The following is a 17,048-nucleotide window of genomic DNA, read 5'->3' on the forward strand; positions in this document are numbered from 1 at the left end:
TTTAAAAGCTTTATTTTCACCCGATAAAATACCCATAAAACAAGAGGAAGCTCATTTGAGCTTCCTCTTGTGAAAAATTGTGGGACAGCAATGGAAACTCCTCCCTTTTTAAAGGGAGGTCGGGAGGGATTTCTAAACAAAACCCAAACAAAGCCCGTTGCCAGTCAACGGGCTTTGCACATACAATCACGGCATATTATTTTTCTTTTATCAAAAAGAGCAAACAGAGGACAACACATGCATTTAGGCAAACGTTTGGCAGCTATTGTTTTAACTTGTGGCCTAAGTGCGGGCTTGGTCGGGTGTGGCTTTCACTTGAAAGGCATCAATCCAAGCGCAACACCGATTGCTTATTCAAAAATGAATTTGGTGCTTCCGAAGAACACCGATGAATTGCATGAAAAATTGGCCATTTATTTGGGTGCGTCGGGTGTACAGCTGAGCAGTGGTTCAGATGCCTATGTGCTTCGCGTGCTAGATTATAAACCGCAGCGTTTAGAGTTGAACGGTAAACTGATTGAAGTATTATTACGCCTCAATGTCACCTTCCGTATTGAAGATGCGCAAGGCCGTCCAATCACTGAACCACGGACCGTAGTTGCAACGCGTAGTTATCAATACAACGTTGAAACCGTCAACACCGATGACCAAGAGAAAAACTATTTGAATCAAGTCATCGTGGATGATGTCGCGCAGCAAATTGTGCGTCAGATTTCATCGAACCGTCTACCACCTGCACAGCAGTAAGGTTTATTAACAATGAAACTTGACTATTTGCAAGCCTTAAAACGTGTCGATGAAGCTCGCGGCGTGTGGATTATGCAAGGTCAAGAACCATTGCTTGAGCAAAATTTACTGGATGCGTTTCGAGCAAGTTGGCAAAAGCAAGAAATTGAACGACAACGGCATGACATTAGCAATGTCAATGACTGGAAAAATGTCTTTAATGCACTCAATAGTTTGTCCTTATTTTCAAGTCAGCTTGCCATTGAAGTCCATGGCAATATTAAGCCCGATGCTAACGCTTTAAAGTTGCTAAAAAGCTATATCCAAAACAATGAACAGAACTTGCTTTTGGTGGTGATGCCAAAACAGGACAGCGCCAGCCTAAAAACGGGCTTTTTCCAAACGGTTGAAGCCAATGGAGTGCATGTTGCCCTGACCGCAAATTATCCGCGTGACCGTCAGCAGATTTTAAGCATTGAAGCAGATAAGCTTGGGGTTAAACTGAGTCAGGATGCATGGCAGTGGCTAGAACAACACCATGAACACAACTTACTTGCAGCTAAAAATAGCTTAATGCGTGTCAGCGACACTTTTGCCGAGGTTGAGCTGATTCAGATTGATCATTTACATGCCTGCTTACAAGACCAGTCCCGCTATAGTACTTTCGATTTGAGTGACGCTCTGCTCGAAGGCAATCTGGCGCAATCGATTAAAATTTACCAATACCTGATTGCCTCAGGTGAACCCCTTAGTCTGATTTTGTGGAGCATCAGCAAAGAAATGCGTTTACTCATGCAACTGTTTGAGCAACCGCAAAATGCACTGCAACTGGGGATTTGGAAGAATAAAGTCAGCGTCTATCAACACGCCTTACGTCGACTGAACCCGCAGTACTTTTTAACGTGGCCCAGTCTCCTGCTTCGTATTGATGCTTCGATTAAAGGTTTAGGGCATGAAAATGCTGAACATGTCGTGATGCAAGCCATTGCGACGCTGTGTGGAAAATCACTCTTTCCTGCTTAAATTGCCGCAACGAGTCTTTTAAAAATAATAATCATTTCTATTTGTTCAAAAAATTCACGATTTATCCGTATTTCGCTTTTATACTATCTGCAATTCTGTTTACTCCCTGATTCCAATGCAAAAAATAAAAGCTGTCAAAATGGTTATCGCGGTACTGTGTGTTGCCGTACTTGCTTATGTCGCGTGGACATATTTCAAACCAAAACAAGAACAACCACAGTATATTAGCGAATCTGTCACTCGTGGTGATCTTGAAAATACGGTATTGGCGACAGGTACTTTAGATGCAACTAAACTAGTGAGTGTTGGCGCACAGGTCTCAGGTCAAGTACAGAAAATGTATGTGCAACTGGGCGATGAAGTTAAACAAGGTCAATTGATTGCACAGATTGATTCAACCACCCAAGAAAACAGCTTCAAAACAGCAGAAGCCAATATTAAAAATTTGCAAGCGCAGCGTCTACAACAAGAAGCCAGTCTTAATGAGACGCAACTGGCATATAAACGTCAACAACAAATGTATGCACAAGATGCTACATCAAAAGCAGAATTAGAATCGGCTGAGGCCAGCTATAAAACAGCGCAAGCACAGATTAAAGCGATTGATGCACAGATTGAATCTGCAAAGGTGACTAAGTCGACCGCACAAACCAATATCGGTTATACCCGCATTGTGGCACCGACTGATGGTACTGTGGTGGCGATCGTGACTGAGGAAGGTCAAACGGTAAACGCCAATCAAAGTGCGCCGACCATTGTTAAAATTGCAAAATTGCAAAACATGACCATTAAGGCGCAGGTCAGTGAAGCGGACATCATGAAAGTTGAAAAAGGCCAACAGGTGTATTTCACCACTTTAGGTGATGACAGCAAGCGCTATGCTAGCCTACGTCAAGTTGAGCCCGCGCCAGACTCGATTACCGATGAAAGTACCACCAGCACATCAACCAGCACCGCAATTTACTACAATGCGCTGTTTGATGTACCCAACCATGACGGCAAGCTACGTATTGATATGACTGCACAAGTCTACATCGTGCTCGATTCTGCAAAAAATGCGTTATTAGTCCCTTCTTCTGCGATTTCCACTCGCCCTGCAAATGCAAAGCGTAACAGTGGTTCAAACACGCAAGCAGCGTCATCGACACAAAGCAAATCAGACTCAGACCGTCCACAAGGTCCTCGTCTTGAACGTCTGAATTTAAATGCAGCACAACAACAATTGGTTAAAGAAGGCAAAGCTACGCTGAGCGTGGTTCGTGTCTTACAAACGGACGGCTCAGCTCAACCCAAACAAATTTTGGTGGGGATCAATAACCGCGTCAATGCACAAGTGCTTGCAGGCTTAAAAGAAGGCGATCAAGTGGTGATTGCAGACAGTTCGGAGAACTCTGCGGCTTCTGCCAATAGCAGCAACCGCCGTCGTAACAGTCCACCAATGGGAATGTAAGCATGACCAAAAAAGCCTTGCTTGAAGTCAACAATTTGGTGCGAGAGTTTCCAGCTGGCGAAAGTACTGTCCAAATTCTCAAAGGTATTGATCTGACCATTTACGAAGGTGAATTGGTTGCCATTGTCGGCCAGTCAGGTTCAGGTAAATCGACCCTGATGAATATTTTAGGCTGTCTCGACCGCCCAACCTCAGGAAGTTATCAGGTCAATGGTCGCGAAACTGGTAAACTCGAACCGGATCAGTTGGCCGAATTACGTCGTGAGTATTTTGGTTTTATTTTCCAGCGTTACCACCTTTTAGGCGACTTAACCGCAGAAGGTAATGTTGAAGTCCCTGCGGTTTATGCAGGGGCAACACCATATGCTCGTAAACAACGTGCCACTGCTTTACTGACAGAATTGGGACTGGGCAATAAAACTCAAAACCGACCAAGTCAACTATCTGGCGGGCAGCAACAACGTGTCTCCATTGCACGTGCCTTGATGAATGGCGGTGATGTCATTCTCGCTGACGAACCGACAGGTGCCCTAGACTCGCATAGTGGCGTGGAAGTGATGCGGATTTTGCGTGAGTTAAATGCCGCAGGCCATACCATTATTTTGGTCACCCACGATATGCAAGTGGCGAAAAATGCCTCACGGATTATCGAGATCAGTGATGGGCAAATCATTGCAGACCGTGTCAATCAACCTGAGCACGACACTGAACTGCATAGCGATCCTGATGCAGAAACTGCGATTTCTGTCCAGCAAGAAAAAAATAAAAGTGTCTCTGCATGGCGCTCCCTACTCGACCGTTTAGGTGAAGCCTTCCGTATGGCACTTTTGTCCATGAATGCACACCGCATGCGAACCTTTTTGACCATGCTCGGCATTATTATTGGGATTGCCTCGGTCGTAACGGTAGTCGCCTTAGGAAATGGATCACAACAGCAGATTTTAAGTAACATCAGTAGTTTAGGTACCAACACTATTACGGTGTTCCAAGGCCGCGGTTTTGGTGACAACTCCAAAACGGCCAACTTTAAAACTCTTGTTCCTGCCGATGCTGAAGCGCTCGCCACCCAACCGTATGTGAGTGCGGTTAGTCCCATGGTGAGTTCATCCAAAACGATTCGCTATCAACAAAGTGAAGCCAATGCCACCATTAATGGTGTCGGTGGCGATTATTTCACAGTGAAAGGCCTGACCTTCAAAAATGGACAAACCTTTGACCAGCGAAGTGTCCGCGACCGCACCCAAGACGTGGTCATTGACACCAATACACAAAAACAGTTTTTTAGTGATGGTAGCAATCCAATTGGGCAAGTCGTACTTTTGGGCAGTGTCCCTGCACGAATTATTGGCGTTGTCGAACCACAAACCAGTGCTATGGGTTCCGATGATACTTTGAATGTCTATATGCCCTACACCACGGTCATGAGTCGTATGCTCGGTCAAAGTAATGTGCGCAATATCGTGGTGCAAATCAACGATAAGTACTCCACCAGCGCGGCTGAAAACGCAATTGTGAACTTACTCACCTTGCGTCATGGTCAACAAGATGTGTTCACCATGAACAGTGACAGTATTCGCCAAACCATTGAAAAGACCACCAGTACCATGACTCTGCTGGTTTCCGCAATTGCCGTGATTTCTTTGGTGGTGGGTGGTATTGGTGTAATGAATATTATGTTGGTTTCAGTGACCGAACGGACGCAAGAAATTGGGGTTCGGATGGCGGTGGGTGCGCGTCAAAGTGATATTTTGCAGCAGTTCCTGATTGAAGCCATTTTAGTCTGCCTGATTGGTGGGGTTTTAGGCGTGTTGCTCTCACTTGGCTTAGGACAAATCATTCAAAAATTTGCTGGGGGTAATTTCGGGGTTGCCTACTCAACCACGTCTATTATCGCCGCATTTGTATGCTCGACTTTAATTGGTGTGGTGTTTGGTTTCTTGCCTGCAAAAAATGCAGCCAAACTCGACCCTGTTGCAGCACTTGCCAGAGAATAAGGAAAAAATATGCCTTTTTTATTAACGCGCCTTTGTACCGCGATGCTGCTTGGCAGCACTTTGGTTGGCTGTGCAGCTGTGGTTAAAACCCCTTATCAAGCACCAGCAGTACAGACACCGACTCAGTTTCAATACGACAAAGCAACATCACAACAACGTCAACAAGCCCTGTATGCCGATCAATGGTGGACGTTATTTGGCGATGCACAGCTCAATCAACTGGTCGATGCTATGCTCGCAAAAAATGCCGATTTAGCCGTTGCAGGGATGACCTTAAAACAAGCGCGCTTACAAGCAGAACTGGCTGAGAATCAGCAAAAGCCACGGGTGAACTCTACGGTATCTACAGGTCATCAATTCGACTTAAACTCAGGCAATGACAGCTCAAGTGGTCTGTCTTTGGGTGCTGGCTTAAGTTATGAAGTCGATTTATTTGGTAAATTGGCTCGTCAAACGGAAGCAAAGAGATGGGAAGCACTGGCGACTGAGCAAGATTTGCAAGCCACTGCTCAAAGCTTAATTGGCACCACAGCGAAGCTATATTGGCAATTGGCCTATTATAATGAAAGCCGTACAACTGCCGAGCAAAGCCTTGCCACCTCACAAAAACTGTATGACTTGGTTAAAGTTCAGTATCAAGCTGGTGCTGTATCAGGACTGGACTTAACCCAAGCTGAACAGTCAGTACAAAGTCAAAAAGCTAGTCTGAGTCAAATTCAGCAAAGTTTGGTCGAGACCCGTACCGCAATTGCCGTGTTACTGCATATGCCTGTACAGCAGTTGAGTATTGATGAACCTCAGCGTTTACCACGCTTAGCTTTGCCTAGTATTGCTGCGGGTTTACCTGCCGGCATTTTGTCGCGCCGTCCAGACTTAAAAGCGGCTGAGCTACGTTTACGAGAGAGTTTAGCGACCAAAGATGCCACCACGGCGAGCTATTATCCTTCGATCAGTTTGACTGGGAATCTTGGTTCAAGCAGTACCTCACTCACCCAACTGCTCAAGAACCCAGCCCTAACCTTAGGCGCAAGTTTAAGTCTGCCGTTCTTGCAATATAACGACATGAAACGCGACCTTGCGATTAGTCAATTGGACTATGAAAAAGCCATCGTCCAATATCGTCAGACCTTGTATCAAGCCTTTGCCGATGTGGAAAATGCCCTGTCTGCGCGAACGGAGTTGAGTCAACAAGTGCAATTACAACAGCGGAATTTAGAACTGGCTGAAAAAGTGGAACGGTTGACCCAAGTACGTTATCGCTATGGTGCCGTGGCTTTAAAAACCTTGTTGGATCAACAGGAAACCACACGCACTGCGCGCTTAACGTTGGTCAATACCAAACAAAGCCAATACAACGCCTATGTGACGTTGATGCAAGCACTCGGTGGTAGCCCTATAAAAGAATTACCAAAACAATAGTCCTAGCGCTATTGTTTTGTTCTTCTAAAGTTTTTGGCTCATTTTTAATGGGCCGATAATTTTTGATTCTATCCTATTAATCCAACACAACGTCTTAAGACAATTATTTGTTATTAAAATAAACTTATGTGGGCGAATTAATGATATGACTAACAACTAAATTAAGTATTACAACGAAAATATCATGAAATAGTATTTCACGCCGTTTGTAGCTTGACGTAAATATAACTTTCTTAAATATTGGTCGATTTTCTAAAAATAAAAAATAAAAATCAATCAGTTATAATTCATTTTTATTTTAATATTCGATAGTTATAGTATATAACTATTTTTAGGAATAATTTAAACATTGGAGAAGGTATGGTAATTTCAGGAATTTTTTTAAAGGCGAATGAAGCAAGGATAGTTACTATTACAGGTAGCAAGGATTCTCACAAATTGATCGCACCAAAAATAAATAAACTATCCTTACCCAAGAACCCCACACAAGATAATGTAGATGTTTTTTCTCAGGCATTCAAAGCCTACTGTATAGATAACAGCATTGATAAAGTCATTTTAAATCGACGTGCTACCAATGGGCAAGGAGCTGGTGGAGCGGGAACTTTCCTGATCGAAGGTGTACTTCTAGCAATTTCTCCTGCGCCAATTGAATTTGTCCACTCTGCTACTGTAAGAGCTACAGACAAGAGGGAAGGCGAAAAAAAATTACATAAGCCAGAAACTGTGGACTTAGGAAAAGCTTATGATTTTGGCTTCGAAGGATTAAATTAAGAAATGTCTATTGATATTGAGTCTCTACCTAGAGAAGCGCAAAAAGCATTACAGCAATTCAGCGAGTTTCAACTGAAGGAATTCAATGACTCGGGCGCCAACGGATATGTAATGATTGGTCGTCACGATGTACTAAGAAAAGATGTGGCTATTAAAATATACTTTCATGATAATAATGATGTGGATCAAGAGCCAGCAATAATTGCCACCTTAAATCATGAAAATATATTAAAAGTATTTGATGCTCGTAAAGTTGAGGAAGACTGCTCATTTTATATGATGCAAGCGGCAAATGACGGGGATCTATTCAGCTTCCAAGAACGCTACCATCTCTCACTTGACCTTAGCTATAAGTTACTTTGTCAACTGCTTTCTGGCTTGACTGCAATGCACTGCCAAGAAAAAAAACTAGTACACAGGGATTTAAAACCTGAGAATCTTTTGGTCCACGATGACAAGCTCGTTATTGCCGATTTTGGTTCTGTTCGCCGTATCGATGATGCCACTGGTAAAGCTCCTGCATCAAAGCATAGTATTCTCTATAGACCACCAGAAGCATTTGGTGATAATGCTTTTTTTGACTTCTCTTCGGATGTGTATCAAGCAGGAATTATTGGCTACCTCCTTTTTGGGGGGAAACTAAGTAATAACCTTTTAGAACAGCTAAATAAAATAGAATTAAAGAAGCTTGAAAGAATCAAAGAAACAGGAGGTGATTATGAGATATCCAAATACATCGACTCTTGTATTGAAAAAAGAATAAATATGGGGAAACTACTCGACTGGCGAAGTATTCCGTTTTATGTTCCCAAAAAAGTTGTCAAGGTATTAAAGAAAGCTGTTCAAGATAAACATAACAGGTATTCTAATGTCAGTGAGTTTCTTGCAGAGCTTGCAAAGGTTAGAGCTGGACTCCCTGATTGGATTGCAGATAAGGAAGGATATACTCTTAGTGATTGGAAAGGAAATGACTACTTCCTTATGGAATTTGCTGGGCAGATAATTTTGAAAAAGAGGAAGCATGGTTCGAAAACGTTTCGAGTAGACAACAGCGTAAAAGCTAAAAACTATGCCCTTGCTTACAATCAATTGAAAGATAAAGTTGGACTACCTTAGCAGTTAATAATGCATTATATTCTTTAGAATCTGGCTCTATTATAAAAAAACAAAGCCGCTATAAAAGCGGCTTTATCAAATAATTTGAATCAATCTAAATTATTCATCGAGCATCAGGTCTGGGCTCATACCCACAGTGTTGAAACCTGCATCGACATACATGATTTCACCGGTAATACCATTTGCCCAAGGTGAGCACAGGAATAATGCGGCATTACCCACATCTTCAATGGTCACATTACGTTTAAGTGGTGAAATTTTTTCGTTGACGTCTAACATTTTACGGAACGACTTAATACCTGATGCCGCCAAAGTACGGATTGGGCCTGCTGAAATCGCATTCACACGGATCCCTTCTGCACCCAAGCTTGACGCCAAATAACGTACGCCCGCTTCTAGCGACGCCTTCGCCATACCCATCACGTTGTAGTTTGGCATCACACGTTCAGAACCTTGGTAAGTCAAGGTCAATAAACAACCTTGACGAACTAAAAGTAATGGCTTCGCAGCACGCGCCATAGCGATAAAGCTATATGCACTGATGTCATGTGCCACTTTAAAACCATCACGATCCGTTACATCGGTAAAGTCACCATCCAAGGTATGCGCAGGCGCAAAACCAATCGAATGCACCACACCGTCTAAACCATCCCAGTGTTTTGCCAATTCAACAAAAGTTTGTTCAATTTCAGCATCGACAGCCACATCACATGGTAGAACAATCGTTGAGCCAAATTGTGCTGCAAATTCATCTACACGTTTTTTCAGTTTTTCATTTGGATAGGTAAACGCAAGTTCCGCACCTTCACGGTGAAGTGCTTGAGCAATACCAAATGCGATTGATAATTTACTTGCAATACCCGCTACTAAAAAACGCTTTCCAGCCAATAGTCCTTGTGCCATGTGACTCTCACTCAAAATAATTTATCTGCATAATGCCAAGTTTAAGTTGAAACCGAAATTGCATAATGCGCCTTTTTTCAATTCATCAACATTCAATAACAAATACGCCCCAATGAAGGGGCGTATTTGTTAAAACTAAGGAGATTAGTCGTCGCCACGCAGCATACTGAGTAGACGTAGGAATGAATAGTACATCCACACCAAAGTTGCTAGTAGCGCAATACCACACAGCCACTCCATCGCTTTCGGAGCGTGTTGTGCCGCAGCACTTTCAATCAAATCAAAATCTAGAATTAAGTTCAGTGATGCAATCACTGCAACAAAAGCGGCAAAACCTAGACCTAATAAGTTGTTTTCAAATAAAAATGGAATGCTTGAACCAAAAGCCAAACGCATAACCATCTGCACCACAAACACAATCGCGATGGCAATCGATGCTGACATCACTACCGATTTGAATTTTTCAGTGGCACGAATAATTTGAAAACGATACAGGCCAAACATCACTAAAGTGGTGACAAAAGTTGCCAACAACGCTTGTAAAGGTACACCCGGATATTTCAATTGGAAAATGACCGATACCCCACCTAAAAAAGCACCTTCAAACAAGGCATACGGAATGGCAAGGGTACGTGCGGTATTTGGTTTAAAAGTTGCAATCAGGCCTAAAATTAGACCACCAATCGCACCGACTAAGGTTGCAGCATAAGCCAGTGAAATATTTAAGGTCATGAAACAGTATAAAAACAGTGCCATACCGACCACAGCTGCAATCACTGTAAGTAATACAGACTTCTGAATAGCACCTTGAACAGTCATTGGTTGACTATAGTCCGCATGTGTTTCCACGCGGTTCAAAATAGGGTTATTACTTTGCATAACTCAACTCTTTGTTATAATTTAATTAATTTACTTTATCATAAAGCTTGTTTTAAACTTGTATAGCAAAAAAGTGTTTCTTTTTTCCACACAAACACCCTCAGCTCTATTCTATTCGATTTCAATAAAAAAGAGGCTAGCGCCTCTTTCTTTACTACTTATTTATTCATAATAAAAAAGTATTCACGATAATACTTCAGTTCCGCAATCGAATCACGAATGTCATCCATCGCTAAATGTGAAGCATTCTTTTTCAAGCCACTCATAATTTCTGGACGCCAGCGTTTAGCCAACTCTTTTACCGAAGACACGTCTAAATTACGGTAGTGGAAATACTGTTCCATTTCAGGCATTAAACGGTGTAAAAAACGGCGGTCTTGGCAGATTGAATTGCCACACATTGGTGAGCTTTTTGGATTGACCCATTTCTTTAGAAATTCTAAAGTTTGCTGCTCAGCATCTTGCGCAGTCAATTTACTGCGACGTACACGTTCAATTAAGCCTGATTGACCATGTTGGCGAGTGTTCCACTCATCCATTGCATTTAGCACACGGTCTGGCTGATGTACAGCAAGCACAGGCCCTTCAGCTAAAATATTTAAGTTATCATCCGTCACAATTGTAGCAACTTCAATAATTTGGTCATTATCAGTATCGAGACCTGTCATTTCAAGGTCAATCCAAATCAAACGCGTATCAGCGGTGCTGCTCATAAATGTGCAATCTTATTCGGCTTAAAAACGATGATAGTAGCAAATTAATTGCTTCGATGCTGTAACTGATACCCTGCTTCGTGCTATTTTTGCCATCTTGAATTCATGGTTTTTTAGGATATGAATGGCTTTAATTCGTAAACGTCGTTTAACTGAACAGCAACAACGTCGCATTCAGAAACAACAGCAAACACGTCAAGAAGATATCGACACTTCAAATGATTTAGAAGGCTTGGTGGTACAACACTACGGCCGTCAGCTTGAAGTGCAAGCCCTTACGACTCCAGATCCACATCCCATCAAACCGACAGTACAAGCAGGTGAACCTGAACCGTTTTGGAAACCGATTGAACTGGGCAGCATTTGGCGCTGTCACACACGCACCAACCTCGAACTACTGGTCACAGGTGATCGTGTCAAATGGCAAGCCGACCCAAATACGGGGCTCGGGATCATCAATGCCATACAGCCACGTCAGTCGCTACTGACTCGTCCAGACCGTTACCATAAAGTGAAACCTGTCGCGGCCAATATCAGCCTGATTGTGATTGTGTTTGCGCCACTGCCTGAGCCTGCACCAGGTCTGATTGACCGTTATTTGGTGGCCTGCGCCGATGCCAACATTCCAGCACTTTTGGTGCTGAATAAAACCGATTTGCTCAAAGACAATGACCCGATTTTAGCGTTGATTGCGGAATATCAAGCCTTAGGCTATGAAGTGATGCAAACACAAGCCGATGGTGACTTAACCGCACTGACTCAGCGTTTAAAAAATGAAACTGTGGCTTTTGTTGGCCAGTCTGGGGTAGGTAAAAGCACCCTGATTAATGCCATCGTGCCTGACGCTGCACAAAAAACCAATGTGATTTCTGAAAACTCAGCCTTAGGTCAGCACACCACGACCTCTACCCGTTTGATTGGTTTTGGCGAAGGCGCCTCGCTGATTGACTCACCAGGAATTCGTGAGTTTGGTTTATGGCACTTAGATGCGGACAAAGTGCAACGCGGTTTTCCTGAAATTGAAAACTTGCTGGGCTACTGTCAGTTCCGTAACTGCACCCATAAACATGAAAAACAATGCGCTTTACGCTTAGCTGCGGCAAATGGTGAAATTTTAACGCGCCGTTTAGACAGCTATTTACGTCTGATTGATGAAATTGCTGAAGCTCAGCAAAAAAATTAATTTTTATTCAACCTTAGCCCTTGAAGCGGTGATTTTGATCACCATATTTTATGAGCTATACTCTCTAGCAATTTTTGAATTGTAATTTAGGTGACTTGTGGAACGTTGGTTCGAGTTTATGGGGAATCACCCCTTCTTATTTGGAACACTTGCGGTATTGGTTGTTTTGTTTTTTGTACTTGAAGGACAACGCAATGGTCGCAAAATTTCACCACAATCTTTAGGTATTTTAGTGAAAGCTAAAAATGCCATGTTGATTGACTTACGTGATGCCAAAGATTTCCGTGAAGGTCATATCAGTGGAAGTCGCAACATTCCCTACAGCCAAATTACAAAACATGCTGAAGAGTTAAAAGCTGCAGATCGTCCACTCGTGTTCATCTGTAACTTAGGCCAAGTGGCAGGTACTGCTTTACAACAAGTTGCACATACTGACAGCTATCGTTTAGATGGCGGGATTAGCAACTGGAAGGCTCAAGGCTTACCACTGGTTAAAGCTAAATAATTCGCACAAGGAGAAACTCATGGCTCAAGTCACTATTTACTCAACGACTGTATGTCCATATTGCGTTCGCGCAAAGCAGCTCCTTGAGCGTAAAGGCGTTGAATATAAAGAAATTAATTTATCTAAAGAAGCGCCAGAAGTCCGCATTGAATTGATGCAACGCACCAATCACCGTACGGTTCCACAAATTTTTATTGATGACCAATTTATTGGTGGTTTTGATCAGCTTTATGCTTTAGAGCGTGAAGGCAAACTCGACCAACTATTGGCATAATTAGCTCAGCATATTAAGGATTAGAAAATGAGTGAAGCTCAACCACAACTTGCTTTAGAACGTATTTACACAAAAGATATTTCTTTTGAAGTCCCTGGGGCGCAAGTTTTTACCAAAGAATGGCAACCAGAGTTAAACATTAACTTGTCATCTTCTGCTGAAAAAGTTGATCCAACTCACTACGAAGTTTCACTTAAAGTGGTTGTACAAGCAAACAATGCAGGCGACACGGCGTTTATTGTCGATGTTACTCAAGCAGGTATTTTCCTTGTAGATGGTGTTGAAGAAGAACGTCTTCCGTACATCTTAGGTGCATATTGCCCGAACATCTTGTTCCCGTTCCTTCGTGAAGCGGTGAATGATATGGTGACTAAAGGCAGTTTCCCACAATTGTTACTTACACCAATTAACTTTGATGCTGAGTTCGAAGCAAATATGCAGCGTGCTCAAGCAGCCGCTGTTGAAGGTCAAGCTTAAAACTTTAAGCCTTTCAAACATAAAAAAGACCGCTTTTGCGGTCTTTTTTATTGTACTGAATTATTTAAACGCTTTATGGCCTTGCTGCTTAATGGCCTCAAACTTGGCTGAACTTTGTTTGGCTTCCGCAAGTTTCCCAGCATGTACCAAATGTTGAGCATGTTCAATTTCTTGAGTTAATGCATCAAACTTTTGTTCATATTGTTTCACTTTAACACCGTCTTTTGGTTGTTTCACCAAACTGTCAGGCTTGTTTTGTTTGGCAGTTGCCGCGGCTTTTTGCATTTCAGCTAATGCGGTATTCGCCTCTGTGGCAGTCTTGGCTTGAGCAAAAGCTTTTGAGTTCTTCGCCAAAGATTTCATCGCACCTTCTAGCACTTCCGACGCTTGTGCAAGTCCTGCCAAACATAAACCACTGCTCAACAGCACAACCTTTAATAATGTTTTCATTCTTATTCCTATGAGTTTGCAAAAAAATGCAGCCTAAGGCTGCATTGAATATCGCAAAAATGAAGACCGATGTAAATTAAAAATCATCATCACTTTCAGGTTCTCGATGTAAAGCATCGTGAATCGCTTCAACCAACTGTAAAGCAATTTCTTGTTTCGACGCTTTTTCCAAATCGCGCTTTTCCATTTTATAGCTTTCTGCAAAAAAGACCGTCATCGCATTTTCATCAGAAGCAAAACCAATATCAGGACGTGACACATCATTACAGGCAATCATATCGAGCTTTTTCGCCACCAATTTACCTGCGGCATATTCCTCGACATTGCGTGTTTCTGCTGCAAAACCCACCATGAATGGGCGTTTATCTTGCTGTGCAATGGTCGCCACAATATCAGGGTTTTTGATTAAAGAAACATTGAGCTCGTCCCCTGCTTTCTTAATCTTATGCTCTGCGACTTCTGCAACACGATAGTCCGCAACAGCAGCCGTAGCGATAAACACATCACAGCCTTCATCTAACATTTGCATGCTGGTATCCAGCATTTTCATGGCAGATGAAACATTGATTCGGCGTACACCGTTCGGTGTGTCTAAGCTGACGGGACCTGCAATTAAAGTCACTTTGGCTCCTGCCGCATAACAGGCAGCAGCAATAGCAAAGCCCATTTTTCCGGTACTGTGGTTGGAAATATAACGCACAGGATCAATTGCTTCACGCGTTGGCCCAGCAGTAATGGTGACTTTTTTACCCGCCAACATCCCAAATTTTTCAGCCATGGCACGCTGCGCTTTATGGAAGTATTCTGTCACCTGATGTGCCAAATCCTCAGGCTCAGGCATACGGCCTAACCCGACATCACCACAAGCTTGTGCACCTGCATCTGGCATGATCACATGCACGCCATCCTCCACCAAAGTCGCTAAATTACGCTGCGTCGCTTTTGCTGCCCACATTTGTTGGTTCATGGCTGGTGCGACCCATACAGGGGCTTTGGTGGCTAAATATAAAGTAGAAAGCAAGTCATCGGCTAAACCCGCAGCAAACTTTGCAATGGTGTTGCAACTGGCAGGCGCAACCAAGAGCAAGTCTGCCCAACGTGCCAGCTCAATATGCCCCATGCCCGCTTCAGCTTCAGGGTCGAGAAGTTCTGTATGGACGGGGTTGCCCGACAAAGCTTGAAAAGTTAGCGGCGTAATAAAAGCCTGCGCACCTTCGGTCATCACCACACGGACTTGAAAACCCGCATCTTTTAAACGGCGAACCAAAATGGCACTTTTATAGGCAGCAATACCGCCCGTAACAGCTAAAAGGATATTTTTATTTGGAATTACACTGAGATCAAAGCTCACGAACAGGCTACCTTTCTGTTGCAGTGGCGCTCACAATAGCATTAAATAGTCTCGTACCCAATCATCGATTGGGCCCTGTTTCTCAGATTAAGAATAAAAAAGTATTAAATAATGCACTTATCCATAAAAAAATGGCCCGAACAAGAGCGGCCACGTGAACGCTTATTACAACAAGGACCAACCAGCCTCTCCGATGCAGAACTGCTGGCTATTTTCATCCGTTCGGGTTCAACGCAACATTCTGCGGTCGAATTGGCACGTCTTTTGTTGCAACATTTTGGTAGTCTGAATGCGGTTTTTGATGCTGAACTGCCCGAGCTCAGCCAATTTCACGGCATTGGCCCGACCAAGTATTCACAATTAATGGCCGTCAAAGAATTGGGGCGACGCTACAGTAGCCAGCAGCTCAAGCAACACAAGTTGGAACTCAATCATTCAGCTCAACTGCTCAAATTTTTACAGTATGAGTTTTCAGGCGAAAACCAAGAAGTCTTTGCGGTGCTCTGCTTGGATGCACATTTAAGAAAAATAAACTTTAAAAAATTGTTTTTTGGGGCAGTGAATTCCTGTGAAATATCGATCAATCAATTGCTACGTTACTGTATAGCTCAACACGCTACCTTTATCGTGATTGCACATAATCATCCGCTTGGAAAAGCTCACCCCTCCACGGCGGACATCGAACTGACCGAGCGCATTCTTCAAGCCAGTCAGCTCGTGGATATTCAACTGATTGATCATTTCATTTTATCGCCCGAAGGTGCTTTTTCTTTTGCTGAACACAGCCTGATCCAATCCGTTTAAATATGCAGACAAATGATTGACAAATACGACGACAAATATGAAGATCAAGCAAAATTTTAAAAGAATTCTAATCACATGATTGTGCGTGATCAGCCCAGTATTTTTAAAGTGCTTTTTTCATGGCGTGGCACCATTCTTCCCAAAGTTTTACCGCCTTTGGGCGTGGTCATGTTGGTCTCTGCCATTATTGGCATTTTGTCCTATGTCGGCTATTTCCACTTCCCTGAACTGCCTTTGGTCGGCTTCACCCTCATTGGGGTCGTGCTTTCCATTTTCCTCGGCTTTAAAAATAGTGCCTGCTATGACCGTTGGTGGGAAGCACGGAAGTTATGGGGCATTTTAATTGCCAACTCACGTCACTTTGACCGTGACTGTCGTATCTTGACCCAAGGTCGTCGTGAACGTGTAATTCAACATGTGATTGTCTTTGCCAATGTCTTACGCGACCGTTTACGCCATCAAACGGCCAATCCAACGGAACTGGTGCAAACCAGTGGCTTAAGTCAAAATGCGCTGACTCAGCTATATCAACAAGCCAATGCCCCACAGTATACGCTCAGTCTGATTCAGTGGGAGTTGATGCAGGCATTAAAAGAAGGTGAAATTAGTGACATTGTCTATGCGCAGCTAAATCAGCACGTTGCTGACTTGAGTGTGGTGCAAACCGGTTGTGACCGTATTGCGACAACGCCGCTACCTTTTGCCTACTCGGTATTACTCAATCGTACGGTGTATTTTTTCTGCCTCATTTTACCGTTTAGCTTGGGTTCAACTTTGGGTATTTTCACCCCACTATTGGTTGGTGTGTTGGCCTATACTTTCTTAGGACTCGATGCTTTGAGTTCGGAAATTGAAGAACCTTTCGGAACGCAAAGTAATGACTTGCCGCTGGACTCGATGGTACGTACCATCGAAATTGAACTGCTTGGGACTTTAGGTAAACCGACTCCACCCCCCATTCAAGCACAAGACAATAACTTACTCTAATCGAGCTCATGCTTACCTTC

Annotated in this window: 18 protein-coding genes; 13 read left to right on the top strand and 5 right to left on the bottom strand. The window is 43.1% G+C overall.

Annotated features, from left to right (window positions below; all coding sequences use genetic code 11):
* Positions 1–237: 237 nt before the first annotated feature.
* The 7 genes from lptE to AXW61_RS00315 all read left to right on the top strand — a co-directional run bounded on the left by lptE (position 238) and on the right by AXW61_RS00315 (position 8,502).
* Positions 238–747 carry an LPS assembly lipoprotein LptE gene (gene lptE, locus AXW61_RS00285; RefSeq protein ID WP_062031226.1) on the top strand — a complete coding sequence of 170 codons (510 nt, stop codon included), beginning with the start codon at positions 238–240 and terminating at the stop codon, positions 745–747.
* A 12-nt stretch (positions 748–759) separates the two neighbouring features.
* A complete protein-coding gene (gene holA / locus AXW61_RS00290) occupies positions 760–1,749 on the top strand; it encodes a DNA polymerase III subunit delta (protein WP_062031229.1) in 990 nt (329 codons plus the stop codon).
* A gap of 115 nt (positions 1,750–1,864) precedes the next feature.
* Positions 1,865–3,199 (top strand): MacA family efflux pump subunit, encoded by a 1,335-nt coding sequence (locus AXW61_RS00295; protein ID WP_062031231.1) that lies wholly within the window; start codon positions 1,865–1,867, stop codon positions 3,197–3,199.
* A 2-nt stretch (positions 3,200–3,201) separates the two neighbouring features.
* Positions 3,202–5,193 (top strand): MacB family efflux pump subunit, encoded by a 1,992-nt coding sequence (locus tag AXW61_RS00300; RefSeq protein WP_062031234.1) that lies wholly within the window; start codon positions 3,202–3,204, stop codon positions 5,191–5,193.
* A gap of 9 nt (positions 5,194–5,202) precedes the next feature.
* Positions 5,203–6,612 (top strand): efflux transporter outer membrane subunit, encoded by a 1,410-nt coding sequence (locus AXW61_RS00305; RefSeq protein WP_062031236.1) that lies wholly within the window; start codon positions 5,203–5,205, stop codon positions 6,610–6,612.
* A gap of 360 nt (positions 6,613–6,972) precedes the next feature.
* On the top strand, positions 6,973–7,386 hold the full coding sequence (locus tag AXW61_RS00310; RefSeq protein WP_062031238.1) for a DUF3010 family protein: 414 nt from the start codon (positions 6,973–6,975) through the stop codon (positions 7,384–7,386).
* Between the two features lie 3 nt (positions 7,387–7,389).
* Positions 7,390–8,502, top strand: coding sequence for a protein kinase (locus tag AXW61_RS00315; protein WP_062031241.1), 1,113 nt, complete (start codon positions 7,390–7,392; stop codon positions 8,500–8,502).
* A 99-nt stretch (positions 8,503–8,601) separates the two neighbouring features.
* Here the strand turns inward: AXW61_RS00315 and AXW61_RS00320 are convergent, their stop codons facing one another.
* The 3 genes from AXW61_RS00320 to orn all read right to left on the bottom strand — a co-directional run bounded on the left by AXW61_RS00320 (position 8,602) and on the right by orn (position 10,997).
* Positions 8,602–9,405, bottom strand: a complete 804-nt coding sequence (locus AXW61_RS00320; protein WP_004983469.1) for an enoyl-ACP reductase — start codon at positions 9,403–9,405, stop codon at positions 8,602–8,604.
* A gap of 144 nt (positions 9,406–9,549) precedes the next feature.
* Complete coding sequence (locus AXW61_RS00325) at positions 9,550–10,284, bottom strand: Bax inhibitor-1/YccA family protein (RefSeq protein ID WP_004697636.1); 735 nt, start codon at positions 10,282–10,284, stop codon at positions 9,550–9,552.
* 158 nt (positions 10,285–10,442) lie between these two features.
* Positions 10,443–10,997, bottom strand: a complete 555-nt coding sequence (gene orn / locus AXW61_RS00330; protein ID WP_004697635.1) for an oligoribonuclease — start codon at positions 10,995–10,997, stop codon at positions 10,443–10,445.
* A gap of 124 nt (positions 10,998–11,121) precedes the next feature.
* Between orn and rsgA the strand changes: the two genes are divergently transcribed.
* The 4 genes from rsgA to secB all read left to right on the top strand — a co-directional run bounded on the left by rsgA (position 11,122) and on the right by secB (position 13,436).
* Positions 11,122–12,180 (top strand): ribosome small subunit-dependent GTPase A, encoded by a 1,059-nt coding sequence (gene rsgA, locus AXW61_RS00335; RefSeq protein ID WP_004983468.1) that lies wholly within the window; start codon positions 11,122–11,124, stop codon positions 12,178–12,180.
* A 97-nt stretch (positions 12,181–12,277) separates the two neighbouring features.
* Complete coding sequence (locus tag AXW61_RS00340) at positions 12,278–12,685, top strand: rhodanese-like domain-containing protein (RefSeq protein ID WP_004697633.1); 408 nt, start codon at positions 12,278–12,280, stop codon at positions 12,683–12,685.
* 19 nt (positions 12,686–12,704) lie between these two features.
* Complete coding sequence (gene grxC, locus AXW61_RS00345) at positions 12,705–12,959, top strand: glutaredoxin 3 (RefSeq protein ID WP_004697632.1); 255 nt, start codon at positions 12,705–12,707, stop codon at positions 12,957–12,959.
* Positions 12,960–12,986: 27 nt separating this feature from the next.
* Positions 12,987–13,436: a protein-export chaperone SecB gene (secB, locus tag AXW61_RS00350; RefSeq protein ID WP_004697631.1), complete on the top strand. Its 450-nt coding sequence runs from the start codon at positions 12,987–12,989 to the stop codon at positions 13,434–13,436.
* 60 nt (positions 13,437–13,496) lie between these two features.
* Here the strand turns inward: secB and AXW61_RS00355 are convergent, their stop codons facing one another.
* On the bottom strand, positions 13,497–13,886 hold the full coding sequence (locus AXW61_RS00355; protein ID WP_062031244.1) for a cytochrome b562: 390 nt from the start codon (positions 13,884–13,886) through the stop codon (positions 13,497–13,499).
* Between the two features lie 76 nt (positions 13,887–13,962).
* Positions 13,963–15,237, bottom strand: coding sequence for a bifunctional phosphopantothenoylcysteine decarboxylase/phosphopantothenate--cysteine ligase CoaBC (gene coaBC, locus AXW61_RS00360; RefSeq protein ID WP_062031246.1), 1,275 nt, complete (start codon positions 15,235–15,237; stop codon positions 13,963–13,965).
* Positions 15,238–15,348: 111 nt separating this feature from the next.
* Between coaBC and radC the strand changes: the two genes are divergently transcribed.
* Together radC and AXW61_RS00370 are read left to right on the top strand one after the other, a co-directional pair.
* Positions 15,349–16,041, top strand: coding sequence for a DNA repair protein RadC (radC, locus tag AXW61_RS00365; protein ID WP_062031250.1), 693 nt, complete (start codon positions 15,349–15,351; stop codon positions 16,039–16,041).
* 75 nt (positions 16,042–16,116) lie between these two features.
* Positions 16,117–17,028: a bestrophin family protein gene (locus tag AXW61_RS00370; protein ID WP_004697627.1), complete on the top strand. Its 912-nt coding sequence runs from the start codon at positions 16,117–16,119 to the stop codon at positions 17,026–17,028.
* Positions 17,029–17,048 lie beyond the last annotated feature (20 nt).

Source organism: Acinetobacter sp. BMW17 (assembly GCF_001592855.1).
Taxonomy (GTDB): Bacteria; Pseudomonadota; Gammaproteobacteria; order Pseudomonadales; family Moraxellaceae; genus Acinetobacter; species Acinetobacter johnsonii.

Coding starts and splice junctions, on each gene's coding strand:
- lptE (WP_062031226.1), top strand. CDS start 238: ATGCATTTAGGCAAACGTTTGGCAGCTATTGTTTTAACTTGTGGCCTA.
- holA (WP_062031229.1), top strand. CDS start 760: ATGAAACTTGACTATTTGCAAGCCTTAAAACGTGTCGATGAAGCTCGC.
- AXW61_RS00295 (WP_062031231.1), top strand. CDS start 1,865: ATGCAAAAAATAAAAGCTGTCAAAATGGTTATCGCGGTACTGTGTGTT.
- AXW61_RS00300 (WP_062031234.1), top strand. CDS start 3,202: ATGACCAAAAAAGCCTTGCTTGAAGTCAACAATTTGGTGCGAGAGTTT.
- AXW61_RS00305 (WP_062031236.1), top strand. CDS start 5,203: ATGCCTTTTTTATTAACGCGCCTTTGTACCGCGATGCTGCTTGGCAGC.
- AXW61_RS00310 (WP_062031238.1), top strand. CDS start 6,973: ATGGTAATTTCAGGAATTTTTTTAAAGGCGAATGAAGCAAGGATAGTT.
- AXW61_RS00315 (WP_062031241.1), top strand. CDS start 7,390: ATGTCTATTGATATTGAGTCTCTACCTAGAGAAGCGCAAAAAGCATTA.
- AXW61_RS00320 (WP_004983469.1), bottom strand. CDS start 9,405: ATGGCACAAGGACTATTGGCTGGAAAGCGTTTTTTAGTAGCGGGTATT.
- AXW61_RS00325 (WP_004697636.1), bottom strand. CDS start 10,284: ATGCAAAGTAATAACCCTATTTTGAACCGCGTGGAAACACATGCGGAC.
- orn (WP_004697635.1), bottom strand. CDS start 10,997: ATGAGCAGCACCGCTGATACGCGTTTGATTTGGATTGACCTTGAAATG.
- rsgA (WP_004983468.1), top strand. CDS start 11,122: ATGGCTTTAATTCGTAAACGTCGTTTAACTGAACAGCAACAACGTCGC.
- grxC (WP_004697632.1), top strand. CDS start 12,705: ATGGCTCAAGTCACTATTTACTCAACGACTGTATGTCCATATTGCGTT.
- secB (WP_004697631.1), top strand. CDS start 12,987: ATGAGTGAAGCTCAACCACAACTTGCTTTAGAACGTATTTACACAAAA.
- AXW61_RS00355 (WP_062031244.1), bottom strand. CDS start 13,886: ATGAAAACATTATTAAAGGTTGTGCTGTTGAGCAGTGGTTTATGTTTG.
- radC (WP_062031250.1), top strand. CDS start 15,349: ATGCACTTATCCATAAAAAAATGGCCCGAACAAGAGCGGCCACGTGAA.
- AXW61_RS00370 (WP_004697627.1), top strand. CDS start 16,117: ATGATTGTGCGTGATCAGCCCAGTATTTTTAAAGTGCTTTTTTCATGG.